This is a genomic window from Butyrivibrio proteoclasticus B316, assembly GCF_000145035.1.
In the GTDB taxonomy this organism is placed as follows: domain Bacteria; phylum Bacillota; class Clostridia; order Lachnospirales; family Lachnospiraceae; genus Butyrivibrio; species Butyrivibrio proteoclasticus.
This window is the reverse complement of record NC_014389.1, coordinates 53,815-76,293: the sequence shown is the minus strand read 5'-3', so window position 1 is coordinate 76,293 and position 22,479 is coordinate 53,815. Positions and strand designations below refer to the sequence as shown.

At 39.4% G+C, this 22,479-nt stretch carries 27 protein-coding genes and 2 pseudogenes; 26 read left to right on the top strand and 3 right to left on the bottom strand.

The features are described 5' to 3' along the window. Nucleotides 1-30: 30 nt before the first annotated feature. The 12 genes from BPR_RS16865 (at nucleotide 31) to BPR_RS20835 (ending at nucleotide 5,865) form a co-directional block, all read left to right on the top strand. Complete coding sequence (locus tag BPR_RS16865; protein WP_013282701.1) at nucleotides 31-960, top strand: DNA-methyltransferase; 930 nt, start codon at nucleotides 31-33, stop codon at nucleotides 958-960. A 15-nt stretch (nucleotides 961-975) separates the two neighbouring features. Continuing rightward, the gene (locus BPR_RS20840; protein ID WP_013282700.1) at nucleotides 976-1,149 is read left to right on the top strand and encodes a hypothetical protein; all 174 of its coding nucleotides are present in this window, start codon (nucleotides 976-978) and stop codon (nucleotides 1,147-1,149) included. A 183-nt stretch (nucleotides 1,150-1,332) separates the two neighbouring features. Then, nucleotides 1,333-1,599: a hypothetical protein gene (locus tag BPR_RS16860; protein ID WP_013282699.1), complete on the top strand. Its 267-nt coding sequence runs from the start codon at nucleotides 1,333-1,335 to the stop codon at nucleotides 1,597-1,599. 50 nt (nucleotides 1,600-1,649) lie between these two features. After that, entirely contained in the window at nucleotides 1,650-2,417 is a 768-nt protein-coding gene (locus tag BPR_RS16855; protein WP_013282698.1) for a hypothetical protein, read from the top strand. A 143-nt stretch (nucleotides 2,418-2,560) separates the two neighbouring features. Then, a complete protein-coding gene (locus BPR_RS16850; protein ID WP_013282697.1) occupies nucleotides 2,561-2,962 on the top strand; it encodes a hypothetical protein in 402 nt (133 codons plus the stop codon). Nucleotides 2,963-2,970: 8 nt separating this feature from the next. Continuing rightward, complete coding sequence (locus tag BPR_RS16845) at nucleotides 2,971-3,252, top strand: DUF5983 family protein (protein WP_143754380.1); 282 nt, start codon at nucleotides 2,971-2,973, stop codon at nucleotides 3,250-3,252. An 82-nt stretch (nucleotides 3,253-3,334) separates the two neighbouring features. Further along, a complete protein-coding gene (locus tag BPR_RS16840) occupies nucleotides 3,335-3,688 on the top strand; it encodes a hypothetical protein (RefSeq protein WP_013282695.1) in 354 nt (117 codons plus the stop codon). Then, the gene (locus BPR_RS16835; protein WP_013282694.1) at nucleotides 3,685-4,047 is read left to right on the top strand and encodes a hypothetical protein; all 363 of its coding nucleotides are present in this window, start codon (nucleotides 3,685-3,687) and stop codon (nucleotides 4,045-4,047) included. The genes BPR_RS16840 and BPR_RS16835 overlap by 4 nt, the downstream gene beginning before the upstream one ends. Before the next feature lie 17 nt (nucleotides 4,048-4,064). Further along, complete coding sequence (locus BPR_RS16830; RefSeq protein ID WP_013282693.1) at nucleotides 4,065-4,451, top strand: hypothetical protein; 387 nt, start codon at nucleotides 4,065-4,067, stop codon at nucleotides 4,449-4,451. Nucleotides 4,452-4,460: 9 nt separating this feature from the next. Next, the gene (locus tag BPR_RS16825; protein ID WP_013282692.1) at nucleotides 4,461-4,862 is read left to right on the top strand and encodes a hypothetical protein; all 402 of its coding nucleotides are present in this window, start codon (nucleotides 4,461-4,463) and stop codon (nucleotides 4,860-4,862) included. Further along, complete coding sequence (locus tag BPR_RS16820; RefSeq protein ID WP_042258498.1) at nucleotides 4,828-5,433, top strand: hypothetical protein; 606 nt, start codon at nucleotides 4,828-4,830, stop codon at nucleotides 5,431-5,433. Before BPR_RS16825 ends, BPR_RS16820 begins: the two co-directional genes overlap by 35 nt. A gap of 273 nt (nucleotides 5,434-5,706) precedes the next feature. Then, nucleotides 5,707-5,865 (top strand): hypothetical protein, encoded by a 159-nt coding sequence (locus BPR_RS20835; protein WP_013282690.1) that lies wholly within the window; start codon nucleotides 5,707-5,709, stop codon nucleotides 5,863-5,865. 137 nt (nucleotides 5,866-6,002) lie between these two features. On the opposite strand, the gene BPR_RS16815 is transcribed toward BPR_RS20835, so the two are convergent. Next, nucleotides 6,003-7,133, bottom strand: coding sequence for an RNA-guided endonuclease InsQ/TnpB family protein (locus tag BPR_RS16815; protein WP_042258628.1), 1,131 nt, complete (start codon nucleotides 7,131-7,133; stop codon nucleotides 6,003-6,005). A gap of 239 nt (nucleotides 7,134-7,372) precedes the next feature. Here BPR_RS16815 and BPR_RS16810 point away from each other — a divergent pair, with 239 nt between their 5' ends. Both BPR_RS16810 and BPR_RS16805 read left to right on the top strand, forming a co-directional pair. Further along, nucleotides 7,373-7,585, top strand: a complete 213-nt coding sequence (locus BPR_RS16810; RefSeq protein WP_013282688.1) for a hypothetical protein — start codon at nucleotides 7,373-7,375, stop codon at nucleotides 7,583-7,585. A 152-nt stretch (nucleotides 7,586-7,737) separates the two neighbouring features. Next, on the top strand, nucleotides 7,738-8,526 hold the full coding sequence (locus tag BPR_RS16805; protein ID WP_052301849.1) for a phosphoadenosine phosphosulfate reductase domain-containing protein: 789 nt from the start codon (nucleotides 7,738-7,740) through the stop codon (nucleotides 8,524-8,526). 67 nt (nucleotides 8,527-8,593) lie between these two features. Here BPR_RS16805 and BPR_RS16800 read toward each other — a convergent pair whose 3' ends face one another. Next, entirely contained in the window at nucleotides 8,594-9,031 is a 438-nt protein-coding gene (locus tag BPR_RS16800; protein ID WP_013282686.1) for a hypothetical protein, read from the bottom strand. Nucleotides 9,032-9,199: 168 nt separating this feature from the next. Here BPR_RS16800 and BPR_RS16795 point away from each other — a divergent pair. The 11 genes and pseudogenes from BPR_RS16795 (at nucleotide 9,200) to BPR_RS16745 (ending at nucleotide 19,491) form a co-directional block, all read left to right on the top strand. Continuing rightward, nucleotides 9,200-10,577: pseudogene (locus tag BPR_RS16795) on the top strand (transposase). A gap of 402 nt (nucleotides 10,578-10,979) precedes the next feature. Beyond that, nucleotides 10,980-12,357, top strand: a pseudogene (locus tag BPR_RS16790) (transposase). Between the two features lie 1,004 nt (nucleotides 12,358-13,361). Further along, nucleotides 13,362-13,904: a hypothetical protein gene (locus BPR_RS16785; protein WP_013282684.1), complete on the top strand. Its 543-nt coding sequence runs from the start codon at nucleotides 13,362-13,364 to the stop codon at nucleotides 13,902-13,904. Next, nucleotides 13,901-14,209, top strand: a complete 309-nt coding sequence (locus BPR_RS16780; RefSeq protein ID WP_013282683.1) for a hypothetical protein — start codon at nucleotides 13,901-13,903, stop codon at nucleotides 14,207-14,209. The genes BPR_RS16785 and BPR_RS16780 overlap by 4 nt, the downstream gene beginning before the upstream one ends. Nucleotides 14,210-14,512: 303 nt before the next feature. Then, nucleotides 14,513-14,899: a hypothetical protein gene (locus BPR_RS16775; protein ID WP_013282682.1), complete on the top strand. Its 387-nt coding sequence runs from the start codon at nucleotides 14,513-14,515 to the stop codon at nucleotides 14,897-14,899. Continuing rightward, nucleotides 14,886-15,155, top strand: coding sequence for a hypothetical protein (locus BPR_RS16770; RefSeq protein WP_143754379.1), 270 nt, complete (start codon nucleotides 14,886-14,888; stop codon nucleotides 15,153-15,155). The genes BPR_RS16775 and BPR_RS16770 overlap by 14 nt, the downstream gene beginning before the upstream one ends. A 35-nt stretch (nucleotides 15,156-15,190) precedes the next feature. Beyond that, on the top strand, nucleotides 15,191-15,604 hold the full coding sequence (locus tag BPR_RS16765; RefSeq protein ID WP_013282680.1) for a DUF4259 domain-containing protein: 414 nt from the start codon (nucleotides 15,191-15,193) through the stop codon (nucleotides 15,602-15,604). Beyond that, on the top strand, nucleotides 15,601-16,107 hold the full coding sequence (locus tag BPR_RS16760) for a hypothetical protein (RefSeq protein WP_042258496.1): 507 nt from the start codon (nucleotides 15,601-15,603) through the stop codon (nucleotides 16,105-16,107). The genes BPR_RS16765 and BPR_RS16760 overlap by 4 nt, the downstream gene beginning before the upstream one ends. A 48-nt stretch (nucleotides 16,108-16,155) precedes the next feature. Beyond that, complete coding sequence (locus BPR_RS16755; protein ID WP_013282678.1) at nucleotides 16,156-16,965, top strand: TIGR02452 family protein; 810 nt, start codon at nucleotides 16,156-16,158, stop codon at nucleotides 16,963-16,965. Between the two features lie 40 nt (nucleotides 16,966-17,005). Next, nucleotides 17,006-17,803, top strand: a complete 798-nt coding sequence (locus tag BPR_RS16750; protein WP_013282677.1) for a hypothetical protein — start codon at nucleotides 17,006-17,008, stop codon at nucleotides 17,801-17,803. 101 nt (nucleotides 17,804-17,904) lie between these two features. Next, entirely contained in the window at nucleotides 17,905-19,491 is a 1,587-nt protein-coding gene (locus tag BPR_RS16745; protein WP_013282676.1) for an AAA-like domain-containing protein, read from the top strand. A gap of 290 nt (nucleotides 19,492-19,781) precedes the next feature. Here BPR_RS16745 and BPR_RS16740 read toward each other — a convergent pair whose 3' ends face one another. Beyond that, complete coding sequence (locus BPR_RS16740) at nucleotides 19,782-20,348, bottom strand: tyrosine-type recombinase/integrase (RefSeq protein WP_081441828.1); 567 nt, start codon at nucleotides 20,346-20,348, stop codon at nucleotides 19,782-19,784. 417 nt (nucleotides 20,349-20,765) lie between these two features. On the opposite strand from BPR_RS16740, the gene BPR_RS20465 reads away from it, so the two are divergent. Beyond that, nucleotides 20,766-22,208 carry an ATP-binding protein gene (locus BPR_RS20465; protein ID WP_013282674.1) on the top strand — a complete coding sequence of 481 codons (1,443 nt, stop codon included), beginning with the start codon at nucleotides 20,766-20,768 and terminating at the stop codon, nucleotides 22,206-22,208. Nucleotides 22,209-22,479: the final 271 nt, after the last annotated feature.

Genomic DNA, 22,479 nt, shown 5'->3' with positions numbered 1-22,479 from the left:
TTTAATGTAAGTTAATAGGAGGATAATAATATGTCAGTAAAAGACAGACTTTTAAAGGCTTTCAGGCATCAGACTTTTACGCTTAACCAGGCTTATAAGGCAGTTCCTGATACTAGCAGCGACTCTGTACGTGCCCGTATCTACGAAAATCTCGGAAAAGCATTTAAGAAGGTTGGACGTGGTATCTATATGACTATGGATGAAGAGTGCCTTGTCATTGAAGGTGACGGAAGAGACCTCTCCATCATAAACAATGGCGCTGCGGACTGTATAATTACGGATCACCCATGGGAAGACACTAAAGCTACATCAGGCGGCAATAAAAACTTTGCCAACTATAGCTGCTTTAAATATACCCAGAAAGACTTTGACGAAAAAGCCAGAGTCCTTAAAGATGGTTCCTTCCTCGTTGAGATAATACCTGCTGAATCTGCTACAAATTATGAGTATCTGTATGAACTCAAGCAGATGGCCAAAAGGGCAGGGTTTGAATATTACGCCTGCGTTCCCTGGAAGAAGGGCACATTCGTATCAAACACAGGAAGAAAAGCTAAAAATACCGAGGATATAATGATCTTTTCAAAAGGGAAAGCAAGAGCGCTGCGCCCAGATAAGCAAAGAGGGCTTGATCCTAATGGAAATCCTACAAGATTCATGTCAGGAGCAAATGGGATGCTGCCAACTATGTTTGATGTACAGGCGGTCCCAAGAAAAGACCAGATTGCTCAGTCCGAAAAGCCAGTGCCGCTTTTTGAGCAGCTCCTGGATTACCTTACTAAAGAAAATGAACTGGTCCTAGATCAGTTTGCAGGATCTGGAGCACTGGGTGAGGCGTGTCTTAATAAAAAGCGAAAGTCTATACTGATTGAGCTTGACAGCATGAAGGCGGCCAATATAGCAAACAGATTAAATGCGACGCTTTTAAGTACGCTTTACCCTAAACAGGCATGCTCGGCATGATAGGAGGACCAAATAATGGAAAGAATATCATATAAACAATGCGAAGGGCATGGCCAGGGGTCATGTAAAAGATGCTCAGATATGGGTAAATGGAATGTTTCCTGGATGAGTTTTCTTTACAAGGTCGATGGTTGTGAAGGCTGTTACTGCCTAAGCTGTGCAAAAGAAATGGCAAAAGAAAACAACTGATACAATAAAATATGAGATTGCAGCAGGAATCCTGCTGCAATTTTTATTTTATTTTGTATTTTCCATTATCTAAAAGAACATCATGAAATGACAGATCAGAAACCAATAAAGACAGCTCTTGATACGCCTATGTTGTATTAAACGCTGATTTATCTTATCATTAGATTGGAACTTGTTCATGTCATGGGAAAGGCATTATATATGGGACACTATAAAAAGAAACAATCAGATGATCTAGTAAACAGCTGGTTTACCAATATAGCAAATTTCCAGAGTATCGCCGGAAGGCTTCTAAAGGCAGAGACTGAGATGGAATTTGAAGTGTTTTTAGAAAAGGCAATGAGTATTGATAAACGCTCTACATGCCTGTTTATAGAAAAGCATCAAAACGAACTGCCAAAAGCGCATCTTGGGATTGCTAAAGCCCAGCTGTCAAAGTACCTAACATAAGCCGGCTTATACTTTAAGCCGGCTTTTCTTTTGAAAAGGAGTTAAATGGCATGATAGATTTTGAATCACATAAAAATGATCCCCTGTTCCACGCCCTTAAGGAACTTGATAAGAAGATGGTAGAGCATAATTGCGCCCCTATCACATTAAATGTTGTAGGCGGGTTTGCTCTTATGGTTCACGAGGACAGACTCCCATCTGAATATACAGATATTGATTTTGCAGGCCCTGCTCTTTCCATGGAAGTCAAACGGCTTTCAGTAGAAGTTGCCCAGCAGATGGGACAGATGGAAGAATATAAAACAGAAGAGGGCAAAGGCGGAATTGCAGACGACTGGCTTAATAATGACCTTTTACTTCGTGGGACTACTCTTGAAGATCTCGAGTATTCAACAGGCAAGCTCCATTTTGAACCTGCGTACGAGCTTGATAAGATAAAGATCAATGTTCTTGATGAGAGGGATCTTCTTAGAATGAAGCTGATCGCTCTTGATACATCACTTGTAGAGCTCGAGAGCAACATGGATTTCACAAGGGCTAAAGACCTTAGAGACATCCAGGTTCTTGTTGAGAAGCTCGAAATGACAGTTGAAGATGCTATAGAAGAAAATGCGGATTATATCATAAATGAGAATACCCAAGCAGCAGTAGAACTCTTTATAGAAAACAAAGGAGATATCGAAAAGACTGTTGCAGGACTTAAAGAACATATGGAATACGGAGAGTACATGAGACTTAAGGAAAAGTATGAGCCAGGAAGATCTCTTCTTGATGAAAGAGGCGTATCCGGTATGCTGGACGACCTGTTTGAACACTAAATATCCTAGCATGAGCGTAAGCTGTTATCTTTAGATAGCAGCTTATTTTTTATGCAGAATATACATGCTGCGTTTTATTTTCTCCTGTAAATACCATTATGACTATGAAATTAGTTAATGTCTGATAAAGAAAGGAGAATAAAATGAAAAGTTTTATGAAAAACTGGCATGGCAGATCTATCCAGGATGATGGCTGCTATATGTCAAAAGAGGCATCATCATTTGTTATCGCATTCAGGAATATGCTCAAAAGAGAGCTTTCAAAAGATGGTATCAATGTGATCCGTATTACTCCAAATCACTACGATCTTTCAGGATTTGTAGAGAAAGATGGCAAGTACGTATATATTGCGTACAGCATCCCAAGATACGGCGAGATTGTTGATTTTGGTTCAGGACGTTTTTGCAGTGGCGTATTGTATAGAAGCGCAAGCTCCTTAAGGGATTTTGCCGGAGGATGCAATCACTTCTGTTCCATTTACGAGCTGCCCGACATGATCAGGAAATTCTATGATAACGAACGTAACTGGGCCGATATAGCCTGAAGGAGATAATGATGGAAATAAACAAGATGCTGAGTCTTTCAACGGCTCATATTACTAAGGAGACGGAGTCGAAGCTTTCCGAGCAGTCAATTTACGAAGTGAATGTCTATGAAAAAAGCGAATACGGATATTTTATATATCCTAATATCGAGCTCCTTGATAAAAGAGGCTGGGACATCCCTGAGGACCTTAAAAAGTGCATTGGACTTGCAAAGGCAAATAACTGCAACTGGATCGTGTTTGACCGCGATGTCGATCCCGTGGATGAGCTCCCAACTTATGAGTGGTAATTTAATAGACTGGCCAACCTATACAGGGCTTAAATAACTGCCTCTGTATAGGAGAGAGCAGTTTTAAAAAACGGAGAATAATATGAGAAAAACAATCAGAGAAGACTATTATCATATAACGGGCATGCAGGCAGCCAAGGAAAGAGACTATGTAAAGGGTGACCCTAATTACATCAGGGCAAGCCTTTGCTACGACTCAAAGAGAGGTTACTACGCAGATATCCGCCCGGTGTATAAGTTTACACTGGATGGTAGCGAGATGACTTCCACTTCTTATGGCGCTGCAACACCAAGCCTTACAGAAGTGCTTGTTGAGTGCAGCAGACAGTCTAAAAAATCTGAGGCTGAAGCTATTAAGACCTATGAATATTCACTGGTATCAGCTATCACAGACAGACTTAAGTACAAGATCGATTTAGAGGAGGTAACGGCATGACAGAATACGTATCCCTTGAAAAAGGAGAGGAGCTTCTTGTCAGAGCTTTAAACCTCGCTAACAAGCTTGGCCATGAAGTATGGATCAAGAATTACGATGCTGGGTTTGAGCGTGAAGAAGGTGAGCCTGATTACTGTGGCTTTGAATTTGACGAAATCATAGTAGAAGATTCTATTGAACCCGATGCTATGCCTGAGTACGCAGGAGACGGCTGCAACGACGTCATTATTGAAATCAAGGATGGTGCTGAGCAGACAGAAATCTGCGTATGGTATCAGGATGACCAGGAAGACAGGATCTATACAGACGAAATAAGAGATTATCTTTTAAAGTATGATCCAGAAAATAATACCAATTGATAACAGAGGAGAATAATATGATTACTATAAAAGGATTCCATTATTATAACGACAATAATAGGCCTGGCTTCTCATTACAGTACGAGAACATCGGACAGTTCCTTGCACAGGTAAAGAAGGACTGCCTTGGAAAGTCTTATATAAGATTCCCTGCTCATAACGATGACTGGTCATTTAACCAGCAATATGCAGGAGCTATGTGCGGATGCTTCAGGTACTACGATGAAGACAGGGCTGACGGAAATGCATCAATGAATGTTGATCTTATTACTGACGAGGATGGAAAAATCCTGTTTTCATCAGGAGCTCTTACTGACAAGAAGGGACATATCTCAAATAGCGTAAAAGAAGCATTTAAGATGTTTGAGGAATGGACTAAGTCAGAATATGAGTTTGCTGATTAAGGAGATAGCATGAAAGTTAAGCGCTTTGAATTTGGTGATGTCGGCATATTCCATGCAATGGATATCTTAGAAGAGTGCGAGATGGAGTTTTCAGACCAGGAAGATCTTGAATGGGCACAGAGACAGTTTGAAGAATTTTTATTCTGTCCCCGCCCATCAGAGCCCTGGATATTCTATTTTACAGAAGAAGGCCTGGAAAAGTTCAAAGAGCCTTTAGAGACTATTCTTAATCTTTTTAAGAATGCCGCCGAAGAAGCCGGACTTGGAACTTTAAATGAGACAGAAGTTGATATACCAAATACACTTATCTGCTATAATGATAGATATCAGGTAGCTGTCAGGGCAAAAGATATGTCAAAATATAATGGAGAACAAAATGGAAAAGAAAAGATGGGAAAAGTACAAGCGTGAAATGAAAAAGCTTGGCTTTGAAAAAGGCATCACGTATACCTACAACATCAAGCAGCAGCAAAAACGTACTGCTACCATGGGAATAGCAGATATCACTGATCCCGAAGGAGCTATCGCTGAGAAAGAGAGACTTTTGAACAATCCTGACAAGATCAGGGAAAAGGCTGCTGCCGAGGCCAGATACTCTTACAGTTACATGAAGAGAAACAGACATGTTTATGACGAACTGTTCATCCCAAGCGCCAGACACAAAGTAAAAATGGGCGAGCCAAGAGCTGAGGAATATCTGCAGCATACTCTTGATGAGTGCAGCCACTATGACGACGGTACATATATCAAATGGAAGACCGAAGTCGAGATGGGTGAATTAGAAGAGAGCCTTAAAACAAGTATTGAATATCTTAAAAAGGTTGATACAAAAGCAAAGCAGACAGAAGATGCTAAAAATCTGTTTAAGAAAATAGCTGAAGCCGCTCCTACAAAAGAGCTTCTTTCCGAGATAAATGGAATGATCTCTCTGGATCTGCCTGGTAGCGGAACCGGAATGGCCTATGCCAGAATCCTGTTTTAAGGAGGCTCACTATGAAAAAGACTATTAAAGCCAATACCTGGATTATCCGCTTACAGGCCTGATCTTAAGAAGAGCTGATATAAGACAGCAGAGATAATTGAATAATGTAGTGAACCGGTTACCTGTTGGGGCCGGTTCTTTTTATGCCGTAAATTGGGTGTAAGATATAAAAATATCAATATATTGTAGTTAAGATTGAACTAACGGTTGACAGCAAAAGGCTCCCCGCATTATTGTATTAGTAGAAAAGTAGTAAGTAAGGGGGTGTCAGGTATGGAAGAATTACTTAGACAGATCGACAAACTTGGACTGACAAAGGATGAAGTAATCGAAGAAGCAGATAGGCTAGAAAACAGCGATGATTATGCTGATGGCCTTGAAGGATATGGTCCCGAAGCATTAAGAGCTGCTGCTGAAATGATGGAAGAGTGAACTACTCCGACTTGTAGAAGTCGGAGCTTCCTGTTTCAACCACCACTGCACAGGTTACAAGGAAATGTAACGATGCGTCTTACACGGTGTCCGCAGGCTTTGGGTTCGGCTAGTTCCTAGCCTACCATATATGATGTTCACGCACTTTGCAGGATGCGCAAACCTTCATTTCTGATGTTGATGGCAGCATTAAGGTCTCTATTTATAGTAAGACCACAACTGCATTTGTAGATACGCTCATTAAGAGCAAGCTTTTTACGGCTGCCGCAACAGCTGCAAAGCTGCGTTGACGGAAACCATTTATCAACTTTGATGTAACGTTTACCCCTGTCAGTGAGTTTATATTCAAGCATCTTAAGAAACATGCCATAGCCGTTATCCATGGTAGCCTTGCCGTTACCAAAGCCTTTATTGGACATTGAGCGTATGCCAAGGGACTCCACACACACAACATCATACGAATTGGCTATCTTCGTAGAAAGTATGTGGAGATTTTCAAGACGCTGATTGACTATATGCTTATGGATGCGGTTTATCCTAAGCTGCTGTTTGCGGTAGTTATTGCTCCCAATGGTCTTATGTTTTAACTTACGCTGTGCCTTGGCGAGTTTAACATGGCTCTCACGATAGTATTTGTGGTTAGAGCCAACGTTGCCATCAGAGTCCATGTAAAGGCCATCTGATTTATAGTCAAGACCTAAGACTTTATCAGTTGAACTATTAAGGGTAATAAGCCCTTCATACTCAAACAGACAGGAAACATAGAATTTTCCATCACCGTCCATGGAAACAGTAGCGGATTTGAGCATCCAGCCATCCAAAGGTTTGCGGTGGATGACCGCTTTGACAACGCCAACTTTGGGAAGAATAATGCTTTTGTCATCAAGGCGGATCGTAGGCTGTTTTAGCTTGTTTGAGGTTTTCGGATACTGGCAGTTGGTAGTATAAGACTTACGGCTGCGCTTTGCAGACTTGAACTTTGGAAAGCCATTGTTTGTTTTACGGGATTTGCTAAAGCAGCTACCAAATGCGTCCTGCAAATTAAGCTGTACATTGGCAAGAGCAAGGCTGTCTACTTCTTTGAGATACGGATAATCTTTCTTGTACTTGGCAGGTGTTACTACTGCAAATTTGCCGGTAGACTTATAGCTCTCAATCTTATCAGAGAGCATAAGATTATAGACCTTGCGGCAGCAGCCGAAGGTCTTGAGGAACATGACAGCCTGTTCAGTTGTGGGATATATTCTGTATTTGATAGCCTTATTCATACTAACAGTATGACCAAACAGGCGTTCTAAAAGCAAAAAGAAATACGCCGTGTATCCGCAATTCATCCCGCCACCTACGCTTCACTTAGAGGTGGGGGATTTCTTGCTCACGACTTGTTAAACTAAAATCCATAGAGTGATTTTTAAAGCTATCTCTTTTTGAGGTAGCTTTTTATTTTTACTAAAATTATCCATAACCACACAAGAGACTAATGTCTGTTATTGAAAGGGGATAAGATATGGTAAGAATCAGAAAGCCTAATTTGGCTACAGACGACAAGTATCGTCCAACATGCGATGCATGTGGCAAGGAGACAACCGCTGTGATCATGAGCTATGGCCATGATTATACAGTATGGGGAGTTGCTCTTTGTGAAAACTGTAGGCAGGAAATGGCGAGGACACTTATGGAAAACAATTATTCAGTATGGCCGGAGACGGCAGAAAGGTAACACGATCCTGGTAGACCAGGTTGTGCGCCGGAGAATGCGATGGGCGTACATAAAGTAAATCATCGTGGCTACAAAATTCTGTCCGGAAACTGGCAGAAACATGAATAGCAATCCAAAATATTTCCACTTCACAGGTAGTGTAGTGGTGTGTTATGGAAACAAAAAAACTTCATATTGCGAGCGTATCATTTGGAAAGGACTCGGTAGCTATGCTTTTAAAGCTTTTGGAAAAGAAAGCAGAAGGCAGCAGCGTTTATCCTCTTGACGAGGTGGTGTTTTACGACACCGGGATGGAATTTGGAGCCATCTACCACGTCAGGGATCAGATAAAAGAGCTTCTGGATTATTACGAGGTGCCACTTACGGTCCTTACTCCGGAAAGGCCTTTTATGTATGATATGCTAGAAAGACCTGTTCACTCAAAGCAAAAGGGAGATCACAATGGCTATGGCTGGTGTGGAGGCCTTTGCAGATGGGGAACGAGAAACAAACTGGATGCGCTTGACAGATATGCAAAAGAGCGTAATGCGATAGTGTATATCGGAATAGCAGTTGACGAACCCCAGAGACTTACAAGGCTTGAAGAGTATAAAAGAGCTCCTCTTGCCGAGTGGGGAATGACTGAACAGGAAGCGCTTGAGTTTTGTTGGAGCAAGGGCATTCACTGGACAGAAGATCCTTCGGATTTATCTGTTCCTGATCTTTATAAGATCCTGGACAGGGTATCCTGCTGGTGTTGCTGCAACAAAAACCAAAAAGAACTTAAGAATATCTATACGTATCTTCCTGGATACTGGGATAAGCTTATAGAGCTTCAGAACAAACTTGAACGTCCGATGAAGAGATTCCGTACGGATCCCGTTTTTGGTAACCTTGGTGATATAAGAAACCTTGGAGCCTACTGGGACGATCAGAAGCGTCAGGAAAACAAGAGTGCATAACAGCAAATTTGAAGTAAACATAAACACCTCATGTCGTAATGGCATGGGGTGTTTTTCTTGTAAATATTTAATTCTCCTTTTCCATTTCCAAGTTCGGTTTGACTGATAATGCAAGCAAAAACTGTCTGTGCTTTTCCTTCTGCTCTGAGGTAAGATCTTCCTGTGAAGTAAACTGAGTTATGTTAAAAGGATCCAGATAATTATCCGTATTGGACATTGGCTCACCAATAAATTCAAGGCCGACTCCAAGGAACATATTCTTGCACGCTTCATATGCTTCTGCGTTGTGATTTTCTATTTCGGTGGCAAATGCCGGAGGAACAGCTACCTTTAAATTTCCCCAGGTACCGTCAGATTCCCTAACAGCTCCATATGGAACAGAAAGGCGCTTATCCTTAAGTATCTCTCTTAATTTAGAGGCGTATTCTTCGCGAAGCTTTTCATACTTATCCTTATATTCAAGGAAAACTTCCTGAACATCTTTATCAACATCCATCTTGCCCATTTTGCCCTCCAATATCATTTATTTATTAGGCGTTTGCAAAACGCCGAAAGCCGCATAAATACGGCGTTTTTGCTTCATATAAAATGAATAACCCCTCACTAGATATGGTACAATAGAATTGACGAGAAACCACTGACCAACACTAAGAAAGGAGTTATTCTGATATATATGATACCATATAAACAGCTTTCTTTGGCTGATATCTATGCAGACTGTCAGGATAAATTTGAAAATGACAAGCCCGCGTTTCTGTCTCTATTAGAAACCAATATCGACCTTGATGAAATTATTCCGCTCTCTTTTATAAAGCATTTCTATGCATCAACGGGAAGATCCCGTAAATACCCATTAAAAGCCATGCTCTGGGCTTTAATCATCCAACGCGTTTTTAGCATCCCCACAGATCAGCTTCTACTGGTGTTTCTTTCATACTCCAAGCCACTTCGTGAATTCTGTGGTTTTACCAAAGTTCCTGATGCCTCTAAAATAACCCGCTTTAAGCAAAATTTTGTGGATGACTTACAACTGATTTTTGACAAGCTCGTTGATATTACCGAACCTATCTGTCAGGCCATTAACACTGACAAAGCTAACATGACCATTTTTGATTCCTCTGGTATTGAAGCTTTTGTTACTGAAAATAACCCTAAGTATGCAAACAAGATAATCAAACAACTTAAGGCATATGCCAAAGCAATGGGCTTTGATAAATCCTATGATCCCTATAAGTCAGCCTATGGAGCAATGCCTTCTCATGCTTCTGCCAATCCTGAAATCAAACAGTTATATATCAACGGCCATTTCTGCTACGTTTTCAAGTTTGGCATTGTAACAAATGGCCTAGGAATTGTTCGCCACATTTCTTTCTACAACAAAGACTTTTTTACATCTCACCCGGATATTGTTGTCGAAAAGAAGTCTGATTCACCTGATGAAGATAAATGCGTTCATGACGCAAAACTTCTCATTCCCACACTACAGGACTTCTTTTCAATGCACCCACTTATCAATCCCAAAACATTTCTGGGTGATTCCGCTTTTGATTCAGCTCTTTTGTATAAACAGCTGCTTACAGGGGATACCTTCGGATCAGATAAGCATTTTTCAAAAGCGTATATCCCTCTAGCCAATAGAGGAAGCATCAAATATCCCGATTGCAAGGTCAACTCAGATGGCATTCCATGTTGTCCTAAAGATGATTCACTCCCAATGAAATCCGATGGCAAATCTTCAAGGAACAATGGTTTAGTAAGATATAAATTTGTCTGTCCCAAAATCAAACGTGTTTACAATAAATCTACTGGCAAATCTCTTCGTGAGTGTCAATGTAAAAATCCCTGCACTAATTCTCCTTGCGGCCGTATGATATATATCTATCCCGAAAAGAATCTACGTGCATATCCAGGGATACTGCGCGGTACTGAAGAATGGGATAACACCTATAAAATCAGAACCGTCGTTGAAAGAGATATCAATCACATGAAAGAGAATCTCTGTCTTGCAGGGCGTCGCACACAAAATGAAAAAACATTGCATGCTGATCTAATTCTTGCAGGTATCACTCAGCTCATCACCGTCGTTCTAGCCGACAAAATCAAACATCATGAGTATATCCGCAGTGTAAAACCGCTAATCGCGTAGGACTTACCAACTTCATTAAGCCATATGCTTATTAAAGTGCGCCAAAATTGCTAGTTCACATTTTTGCATCAAAGAATTCATGCTCTGCATGAATTCTTCCTTGTTTAAATTCAAGATTGCGAACGCGCACGGCGAGTTTCGCAATTACCTACATTTATTTATAAATAGGCGTTTGCAAAACGCCGAAAGCCGCATAAATACGGCGTTTTTGCTTCATATAAAATGAATAACCCCTCACTAGATATGGTACAATAGAATTGACGAGAAACCACTGACCAACACTAAGAAAGGAGTTATTCTGATATATATGATACCATATAAACAGCTTTCTTTGGCTGATATCTATGCAGACTGTCAGGATAAATTTGAAAATGACAAGCCCGCGTTTCTGTCTCTATTAGAAACCAATATCGACCTTGATGAAATTATTCCGCTCTCTTTTATAAAGCATTTCTATGCATCAACGGGAAGATCCCGTAAATACCCATTAAAAGCCATGCTCTGGGCTTTAATCATCCAACGCGTTTTTAGCATCCCCACAGATCAGCTTCTACTGGTGTTTCTTTCATACTCCAAGCCACTTCGTGAATTCTGTGGTTTTACCAAAGTTCCTGATGCCTCTAAAATAACCCGCTTTAAGCAAAATTTTGTGGATGACTTACAACTGATTTTTGACAAGCTCGTTGATATTACCGAACCTATCTGTCAGGCCATTAACACTGACAAAGCTAACATGACCATTTTTGATTCCTCTGGTATTGAAGCTTTTGTTACTGAAAATAACCCTAAGTATGCAAACAAGATAATCAAACAACTTAAGGCATATGCCAAAGCAATGGGCTTTGATAAATCCTATGATCCCTATAAGTCAGCCTATGGAGCAATGCCTTCTCATGCTTCTGCCAATCCTGAAATCAAACAGTTATATATCAACGGCCATTTCTGCTACGTTTTCAAGTTTGGCATTGTAACAAATGGCCTAGGAATTGTTCGCCACATTTCTTTCTACAACAAAGACTTTTTTACATCTCACCCGGATATTGTTGTCGAAAAGAAGTCTGATTCACCTGATGAAGATAAATGCGTTCATGACGCAAAACTTCTCATTCCCACACTACAGGACTTCTTTTCAATGCACCCACTTATCAATCCCAAAACATTTCTGGGTGATTCCGCTTTTGATTCAGCTCTTTTGTATAAACAGCTGCTTACAGGGGATACCTTCGGATCAGATAAGCATTTTTCAAAAGCGTATATCCCTCTAGCCAATAGAGGAAGCATCAAATATCCCGATTGCAAGGTCAACTCAGATGGCATTCCATGTTGTCCTAAAGATGATTCACTCCCAATGAAATCCGATGGCAAATCTTCAAGGAACAATGGTTTAGTAAGATATAAATTTGTCTGTCCCAAAATCAAACGTGTTTACAATAAATCTACTGGCAAATCTCTTCGTGAGTGTCAATGTAAAAATCCCTGCACTAATTCTCCTTGCGGCCGTATGATATATATCTATCCCGAAAAGAATCTACGTGCATATCCAGGGATACTGCGCGGTACTGAAGAATGGGATAACACCTATAAAATCAGAACCGTCGTTGAAAGAGATATCAATCACATGAAAGAGAATCTCTGTCTTGCAGGGCGTCGCACACAAAATGAAAAAACATTGCATGCTGATCTAATTCTTGCAGGTATCACTCAGCTCATCACCGTCGTTCTAGCCGACAAAATCAAACATCATGAGTATATCCGCAGTGTAAAACCGCTAATCGCGTAGGACTTACCAACTTCATTAAGCCATATGCTTATTAAAGTGCGCCAAAATTGCTAGTTCACATTTTTGCATCAAAGAATTCATGCTCTGCATGAATTCTTCCTTGTTTAAATTCAAGATTGCGAACGCGCACGGCGAGTTTCGCAATTACCTACATTTATTTATAAATCACCTTGCAACACTATTATGACATAATATGCCGTCAAAACACAAAAAATAAAAGCTGCCCGATCCGGTTAAGGAAAGCGCAGCTTTTGCTTTAATCATTTAAAATTTCCACCTTCCACACCCCTTTATATAGAAGATGTTTAATCGATACCTCACTTCCATGAGGGTTAATTATTGGTTAATCATTGTCCGCATTGCTATCTGTTATGAATATCGACAGATAACATCAATAAATTTAGCACTTTTATGAAAGAATTTCAAATATTCTCGTCCAAAATCGCCCTTTCTGTAATTAGGAGTTATAGAAGGGCTTTTATTTTTCTTATTTTAAACTTCCTTCCCATATTAAAAAAGCGACAGAAAACCGAAATTTTCGTTTTTTAAATCACATATATAGCTGAGGGGTTGCGCTTTTCGTCATTATATAGGGAAACATTTTTTTTGCATCTGAGGTTGTATAAAGCTGTCTCTTAGTGGGAATAAGTGAAGGAAAAACCTCTGGCTATCAGGAGGGGTTGCGAAATTGGTCATATATTAGGGAATTATTTTTTAAAATCCCCGGAATTTGGATCCAAAAATTCACTTAGGAAGATAGGAAGATTTTTTATTTTCTTTCCAAAAAACCGGAAAAAGTACCCTGCTCAATTACTTAACTATTAAAGGAGTTATAAACATCAGATTTAAGACTCCGCGTGGCAACCATATAGGGTTGCGCTTTTCGGAACTATATAGGAGGACATGCAAATGAACATGACAAATGAAGAATTAAGAAAAATGGAAGAATTTTACTTAAAAGAGCTGTTTGAGAACATCCCGGCAATTGATATCGAATTTAAGAAGCCAGACTGCAGGTTTGATGCCATGGGCCTGTTTGATATGCAGATGAATGATGACTACTGCTGCCTTGATGATGATCTGTACTGTGAATACGACGGATATAAGAGTCTTGAAGGATACGGTTTTGCTGTTGGCGTAAATGACAGGGACCTTCCATGGATGGATGTTCTTAATCATCCAAAACTTAAGATCCAGATAGCACCTGATCTTAAAGAAGATAAGGAGATGCTTGTAATAACTCTCATCCACGAGCTCTGCCACTATTACTGCTGGTACGTAGGGCTTGATCATCATGATAAGGATGAGCAGTTCCTGGGTGAACTTAAAAAGTTGGGAATCCCGTCAAATTATGACTTTGAGTGGATAAATAAAAAGTGGGTAAGGCCTGAGATTTTCAGAGAAAACGCAAGAAAATACATCGAAATGTATGAGAGGAGGGCTGTAGCATGAGCGAACGAATGATGTTTTTATTTTCAAAAGGCGAACTTAAAAGGATAGTTCTTTCGGAGGAAGGCGGAGCAAAACTCATTACTGTTGATATGCACGGCCTTTCGGTAAAAGAGGCTACAAGACTCTTAAAGAATCTTATCGCAGTCGACAGAGAAGGTTATGATATTTGTGTTATCCATGGTTTTACCCACGGGACCAAAATAAAAGAAGCTCTCTGGAATGAGAAGTTAAGCGAAAGAATATATAAAAAGACGTCTCCGGGCTATAATCCAGGGCGTACTTACCTTAAGTTAAATGCAGCCTGAGCTATACAATTAAACTACCACCACCGACTTCGTTGGGAGGGTTTTTTCGCCAGATAATTTATAAGTCTTTTAAGCATATTTTAAATCCTTTCTTTATCCTCGTTAACAGTAATAAAGCGGGGATTTAATCATGATTACGGGCCGTGCATTTAATGATAATATGGCATAGCATAACCGCCGGATATCTTTCGCACAATACAAAAGACAAAGTGTGCAGAAAAATTTCACTTGTGCAGAAAAATATATGAGGGTAAAAATAGTATAGAATAATAACTAAAGTAAACGAAGGAACTTGCAAATATTATGAATGCAAACAACAAAACCGGCGATCCCAACATCATAACAGGGACCTTTGACATAGAGCCAAACGACTTTATGAAAAAAGAATTCCAAAAATCTATCGACAAGGCAGGCAACGTAGGTCTTCACTTGGTGCACATCTTCTTTATTGGACCTATCACCGAGGTTTTAGAGGTAAGAAAAGCATACTTTGATACCTTTGGAGAAGCTGATAGCTATGCTTGGTACTATGACAAGGAACATAAGGACAAGAATAACGATGAACTAGCAACATATCTTATATACATTAACTGCGAGCTAAGATATGCGCATTTTAAGGGCAAATACGTAGGCGATTTTATGGGCCTGCAAAAGAAACGTTTGGAGGAACATAAAAGTGAAGCTAACTGAAATGAACTGGGGGCAGGAGTTCTTGCCAGAATATCCTGATGCTTACATCTCAGAAGATCTTCCAAAGGATGACAACAAGTGTCCACTGTGCGGTGGGCAGCTTGTTCTACTAAAAGACGAAGACAAGCCGTATTGCAGCAGGTGCTATATGGAAAACAAAGAAAAATACGGAAAAGAAAGTTCATATTCAGGTATGGATAGAGAACTTATCATAGATCGCCTGGTAAGACAGCAGATCAATGGATTTGTAGAATAAAAGATAAAATAGTAAATTTGAACGGAGGAACCAGAATGGGAACTTGGGGAACAGGACCGCTATCTAATGATAAGGCACTTGATCTTATGAATGTAGTGTGCACAGCAGGTGATCAGACATTAGGAATCATAACAAGGCTCATGCTTCACTCAGAAAAGGAAGAAGAAGCTGTTCTTGGAGCATACATCATGTATGTATACTACACTGGCGATACATCAGAGGTGGATCACTACAAAGAATTTTTTGAGAAATTAGCTAAATCAGAAAGTAAGTACTTAGAATTCTACAAACCTGAAGCAATTTTAAAACTGCAGCAGCTTAAAGAAAATAGCAAAAGAGAGTGGTTTGAAGACAAAGATAAGATCAAATATACATTACTGCTTGAAAAGATGGTAAAGGCTATCAGATCAGCAGAAAACAAATGGAAAGATCCTCTTTTTGGAAAATGATAAGGCAGCAGGCCTATGATTTTGTAAAGGAAATATCAAAAGTGGAGAATAAGAATAAGTATCCTGGCTATGAGCTTGGAGATTATGCATATGAAAAAGAAAGAATAAAAGAAGAAGCTATTGGCGAAGATATCTGCCCGGTATGCGGAGATAAGAGCAAGCTCATAAAAAGAAAAGGCTACCTGTGGGAATGCAGGCTATCAATATGTACGGGTAAGATTCCGCACCGATGCGTAATAAGCGAGAAGGTCGACAGCAAATATAGTGTGGGCGACCACATTCGCATCCATGAGAGCACTTTTGCAAAGGAATCCAGGATCATCTTAAACAGCTTCAGGGAAGGTGTCATCACAAAAGTTTACACAGGTATTGGCGGCTATTATTTTGATTTTGTTGTAAAAAGGCAGGTAATAGTTGGAGATGAGATCCCGGATACTTCCTGGGCTATAGGTCAGACAGTCCACGGGATCAGACATTCTGATAGATGTGTTACATTGTTGTAAGGCAGCCAGATATCAGCATAAAAGGTAGACAAAGGAGAGTAATAATAATTGGCAACAGTAGAAGAAAGAATTGAAGCGTTCCAGGATACACTTACATGGACAATGACGGATCCAACACTTAAAAGCTCGGTCAGAAAATCCATGGCGAGTTCATCTGTGTACTGGGAGTATGTATATCCTAAATATGACGAAGGTTCTAAAAAGACCGTTGTTACGGTATCTGACAAAAAGACTGTAAAGGCAGCTCAGGACATGTATGCCGCTAACCTTAATAAGAAGATTGCGGTGCTTAACTTTGCAAACGCATTTACTCCGGGAGGTGGTGTTACCAGGGGGTCAAGAGCTCAAGAAGAGAGCTTATGCAGATCAACTACTTTGTATCCTGTATTAAACAGCAGGGAGATACGTGATTCATTTTACGGCTATCACTGCGAGCTAGGTATTCCTGTAGCAACGGATTCACTTATCTATTCAGAGGAGATAGTGATCTGCAAAACAGATGACGAAATTCCAAAACGCCTTACAAAAAGCAATTGGGCGATAGTGGATGTGATCACCATGGCTGCTCCAAACAACAGCACTCCAAGAATGCACCTGGATGATGCTGCCCAGTATGGATATCATGTAAAGAGAGCAGTCCATATGCTTACATGTGCAGCTCACCATGGGGTAGATATTCTGATCCTTGGCGCGTTTGGATGTGGAGCATTTAAAAATAACCCTGAAGTGGTAGCAAAGGCATATAAAGATGCTCTTGCAATGTTCCCAGGCATATTTGAAAAGATAGAATTTGCAGTGTACTGCCCACCTGGGGATGATAGGAACTATAAGATATTTAAGCGAATACTTGGCGCTTGATATACAGTAACAAAGGAAAGAGAAAGAGGAGTAACATATTATGAAATCAGGAAAGTTAAAGGGAGTCTGCCAGTGGGCGTTTGGTTCTATGTTTATGCTTGCGTCACTTGGCGCATTCACAAGCGGGGATATCATATGCGGTATCCTTGTCATGGCACTGGGAATCTATATTTCCCCACTAAGAAAGAAAGTATTTGAGCATTTGCCAGATAAGTATAAGACCAGATCAATATCGATTGCAGCAGGAGTATTCCTTGCTGTAGCAGGTTTTGTATCTATCGTAGCAGCTTCGCCTGAAGAAGTGTCTGCAGAAGCGGGCGAAGAAGTAAGCATTGAAGCATCTGAGGAATTTTCAGCTGTGGAGAGCGCGCAGGAGCTTGCAAGAGCACTTCCTGCCATGGAAGAGACCGAATCTGCATCTGAGGCAAGTTCGGAAGATACTGCAGCACTTGAAAACAGTAAGGAAGAGGCAGAAAAAGAAGAGGCGGTGGCAGCGGCTACTGAGGAAAAGTCTGAGGTAAAAGAAGAGAAAGCAGAACCCAAGGTAGAAGAAAACGTTCCTGCAGAAGCTCCTTCTGAGGCGCCTACAATAGAGGCGGACAACAGTAATCAGACAGCAGGCGGCGCCGGTAACGCAGATAACTTTAATACATATGACATTCCAGAACAGCAGCAGACTTCCGAAACTTATGTGCTTAATACTAATACCCAGAAGTTCCACAGACCAAGCTGTAACGAAGTGAAGAAAATTGCTCCTGAGAATTATGCGACTTCATCAGAAAGCAGGGACTCAATCATTGCACAGAAGTATAAAGCATGTAAGAAATGCAATCCTTAATGATATGCGCAGGTATTTAAGTTTGTACGAAAAAAGTCTGCGTGTTATATTATTTGTATAGCTATGATGCAGGGTAATGATGTATCACAAGGGAGAAACTAGTGAAAACATTCAATACGACAGCAGTTTGTATTCCAACTAAACATTATATGGTTGACCTTACAGAGCGTGTTAAGGAGATCAAAGAGCTCGTAGATCAGGGAAAATACTTTACCATAAACAGAGCCAGACAGTACGGAAAAACCACGACGCTAACTGCTCTTAGAAAAAATCTATCTGAAGAATATGATGTTCTTTTCTTGGACTTTCAAAGCATTGGAGAATCAGGTTTTTCTACCGAAGAAAAATTTGTTCAGGAGTTTTGTAGGCTTTTATGCAATCGTAGGAAACTTGATAACGTAGATATGAGCTGTATCATTGGAACGATAGAAAAATGGAAGGATAGCGAAGAGCCTAAAGCTAGGTTAGGAGAGTTATTTGATGAACTCATGAAATGGTGCGAGGCTTCTGAAAGAGATATAGTTCTGATTATTGATGAAGTTGATACAGCTACGAACAATCAAGTGTTTTTGGATTTTTTAGCCCAGCTTAGGGATAAATATATCAGTCGTGACAGAGACGGTATTAGAACTTTTCAATCTGTGATTTTGGCAGGCGTTACAGATGTAAAGCATTTAAAGAATAAGATTCGTCCTGAAGATGAATCAAAAGAAAATAGTCCATGGAATATTGCAGCTGATTTCAATGTAGACATGAGCCTTTCTGAAGATGGCATTAGGAACATGCTTCAGGAATATGAGGCAGATCATGGTACAGGGATGGATTGTGCAGCTATGGCAAAGATGATCAGAGACTACACGAATGGTTATCCTTTCCTTGTTAGCAGAATATGCGAACTTCTGGATACTAGTGTAAAAGACAAAATTAGTGCCGATAAGATATGGACTCAGTGGGGGCTGGATGAAGCTGTAAAGCTTATTCTTTCAGAGAATAATACTTTGTTCCAGTCACTTACTAAGAACCTAAATAACCTTCCGGAACTCAAGCAGACCATTAGAAGTATCCTTATGGAAGGTACAAGACTTACATGGAATGGTCAACAGGATGCAATAGTTCAGATGGAAATGTATGGACTTATAAGAAATGACCATAATACAGTAAAGGTTTCAAATAGAATATTTGAGACTATGCTATATAATTATTTCCTTTCAGAGGAAGAAATGAAGAGTAATGTATTCTTCAGAGAAGGTGATCTTAATAGAAATATTTTTGTTGAGAATGGAAAGCTTAATGTGCGTCTTATTCTGGAACATTTTGTAGAAACTTATCATCAGATATATGGTGAGCTTGAAGAAAAGTTCAAGGAAAAAGACGGAAGAGAATTTTTCCTTCTGTATGTAAAGCCTGTCATCAACGGTACAGGTAATTACTATATCGAAGCTCAGACCAGAGACCAGAAGCGGACCGATGTAATTATCGATTACCTGGGACAGCAGTATATAATTGAACTTAAGATATGGCACGGAGAGCGTTATAATGAAAGCGGAGAGGAACAGATAAGCGATTACCTGGATTACTTCGGACTTGATACAGGTTATATGCTCAGCTTTAATTTCAACAAGAACAAAGAAATCGGCGTTAAACAGGTCCATGTAGGAGATAAACTCCTATATGAAGCAACGGTATAAAAGAAGCTGATTACGCAGAAGGCACAACAGCTTCAGACAGAAAGGGAGAATGAGCAAATAAATTTGCATTTTTGAAAATATCTGCTATAATGAAATCATAAAATTAACGTTAGTTAATTTGTATGGATAATAAGTACGCAGATTTGAGTTACGTCTAATGCTTGCGGTATTATGATCGTAAATCGGAGAATAATCAAGTAGAATGAGTTCTAAGCGCAGCGGTTACACTTTTGTGTGACCGCTTTTTTTATTTCCATAAATTATTATGTATCATTTCATTTTAAAATTTTTCAAAGAAGTTGTATGTGACCAAGAAGTGCTTTTTCCTGCATCTCGGATGTGATACCTATATATCGCTGAGTTATAGCAACAGAGCTGTGTTGGAGCAGTTGCTGCACTAAAACAATATTGTAATCATTATTAAGATAAATTTCTGTCGCAAAAAACTTCCTGAACGAATGAGTGCCGATATTATCGTATCCGAGGTAGCCTGAAACCTTTTGTAAATATTTCTGCACATTCCTTTCTGAAATGGCAAAGAGACGTTCATCTGGCCCGATCCCGTTTTCCATAGCATACAACTTGATATACTGGTAGATCGGGAATGGGACCGTAAAGCTTCTTTTCTTTTTAGTTTTTTGCTCCACGATGTTTAATCTGTATCTGTCACCATCCGGTATAATATCATTTAATTTAAGATTGAGAATGTCTTCGATACGAAGTCCGAGATTCGCTTCCAGGACAAGAGCATTTGCGATGCGATCGTTTTTTCGAAACCCTATTCCGCCTTCACGGATTGTCTGGATCATTTCTTTATACTGATCTTGTGTAAGAGCAACAGTTGTTTTATTAGCCACAAAAATAAAAATGCCATGGCGGGGCCGCCGGCATATCCCCTTTTCAAATTTCTTTTTTTCAAATCCCCAACCCTATAATAACACAAAATAGCTATCTGAAAACGCAAAATTACGGTACGTATTTTATCTTGGGAAATTACGTATACTGAATGCCTGGAATGGCTAAAAATTTAAGTGACGCATTTAAGCTATTTAACGGTACGTAAAATATCTATTTTACGTACTATTTGAGTATATTTGCCAGATAATCTTCAAACCGGTCATTAACCTAAAAAATTATCTTTTAAGAACATTTAAGTATATAATCAAAATAAATTGTATTGAAGTGGTTCTGAAGTTTTTATTGAAGTAGCATTGAAGTGAATATTGAAGTATTATTGAAGTGGCTTTTGAAGTACTCAATAGGAGGATTTTAGCATGTTTTTAGAGGAAATTCTTAATGGTAATGCATTTGAGAGCAGAGAAATTGAATGTAAACAACGCCTTAACAGGGATGACATAGAAGGATGGATAAAAACAATAGCCGGTTTTGCAAATGCTGAAGGCGGAACCATGTATATTGGTGTTGATGATAAGACCAATAACCTTATTGGCTTTGAACGAAAACAGGCTGATAATGAAAGGAATTATTTTAACAACCAGATAAATGAGCATCTTACTCCAAGACCTCCATATAAAATTGATTTTATTTCATATAAAGTCAGAGAAACAGAATTCTTTATATTAGCCGTAAAAGTAGAAAAATCACCTGTTAGACCCGTAATAGTAAAGTTTAAGAATATACCTTCCATATACATGAGGAGAGAAGGCTTTACTAATGGAGCAACATATGAAGAGATAATTGAAATGAGCATCAATAGCCAAAACAAGGCTTATGATACGCTCATTTCAGATCGAGTGTATAAAAGGGACAATTTTTCCAAGCTCTTTAAATTTCATGACGAACATTCAAAAGGGACAAAACTATCAGACAAAGCTCTTACTTCTTTGGGATTTTTTGATGAGAACAGGAATTTAGCAAATGGTGCCGTCTTATTCTCTGATGATTATAAGGATAACAAGACTGAAGTCCAGTGTTCTGCTTTTTCTGGATTTAATAAAGGTAGTGAGAGGATAGTCACTGTAAATAAATTTTCCGGATGTCTAACAGATACCATCGAATATATGCAGGATTTCATAACTCAGAGGATGAACCATACTATGGTAAAGCAGTCATCTTCAAGAATAAACATTGATGCATATCCTGCAAGAGCATTGTTTGAAGGACTTATAAATGCAGTCGCCCATAGAGACTACTTTCTTGATGGTACGCAGATTCAGGTTGATATGTTCAAAGACCGACTTGAGATATCGTCACCAGGAAGCTTTTTCCAGAGTACAAAGACAGAAAAGACCTATGATCTTTCTTCAATAATCTCAAAAAGAAGAAATGAACTGATATGTGGAATATTGGTTTCATGTAATGTTATGGAAGCTGCCGGAACAGGATTTGATAAAATAGTAGAAGATTATTCAAAGGCAGATGAAAAGCATAGGCCATATATTTATTCAACTTCCGATCATTTCACACTGGTCCTTCCGGATCTTACATATGACGGAGGCGTTGAAGCTGATCCTACCAGAAATCTCATATATGTTCCTGTTCCAAACGGAAGCAAACATGATGAGAGAATTCTTTCATTTTGTTATAACAATGCAAGGACAGCAACAGAAATCACTACATATTTGGGTGTGAGTGATTCTACATATTTTAGGAATAAGATTCTTAATAATCTTGTAGAAAATGATTATCTTATCATTAGCGGTGAAGGAAGGAAGAAATATTATAAGACAAATCAAAACAATGTGAACCTTGGATAAAAATTTATATAATTGTGAGAAAACTGCCTGGCATCATCATTTGTGCCAGGCAGTTTTCCTAGATGTATTTTACATCGTCATACGTTAAATGTTTCTTTTACGTACCGCAGGTTTATGTTTTAAGATTTACATCTTTATCAACCGCAAACTTATTTTTATAAAAATATAAAAATATGATTTGAAGAAAAGCGAAGCTCATATTCAAAAGCGAAAGCTTCTTTTGGACCGGGTAGCAAAGCGGCGCCATATTTTTATCTTTCCTAAGACAAAA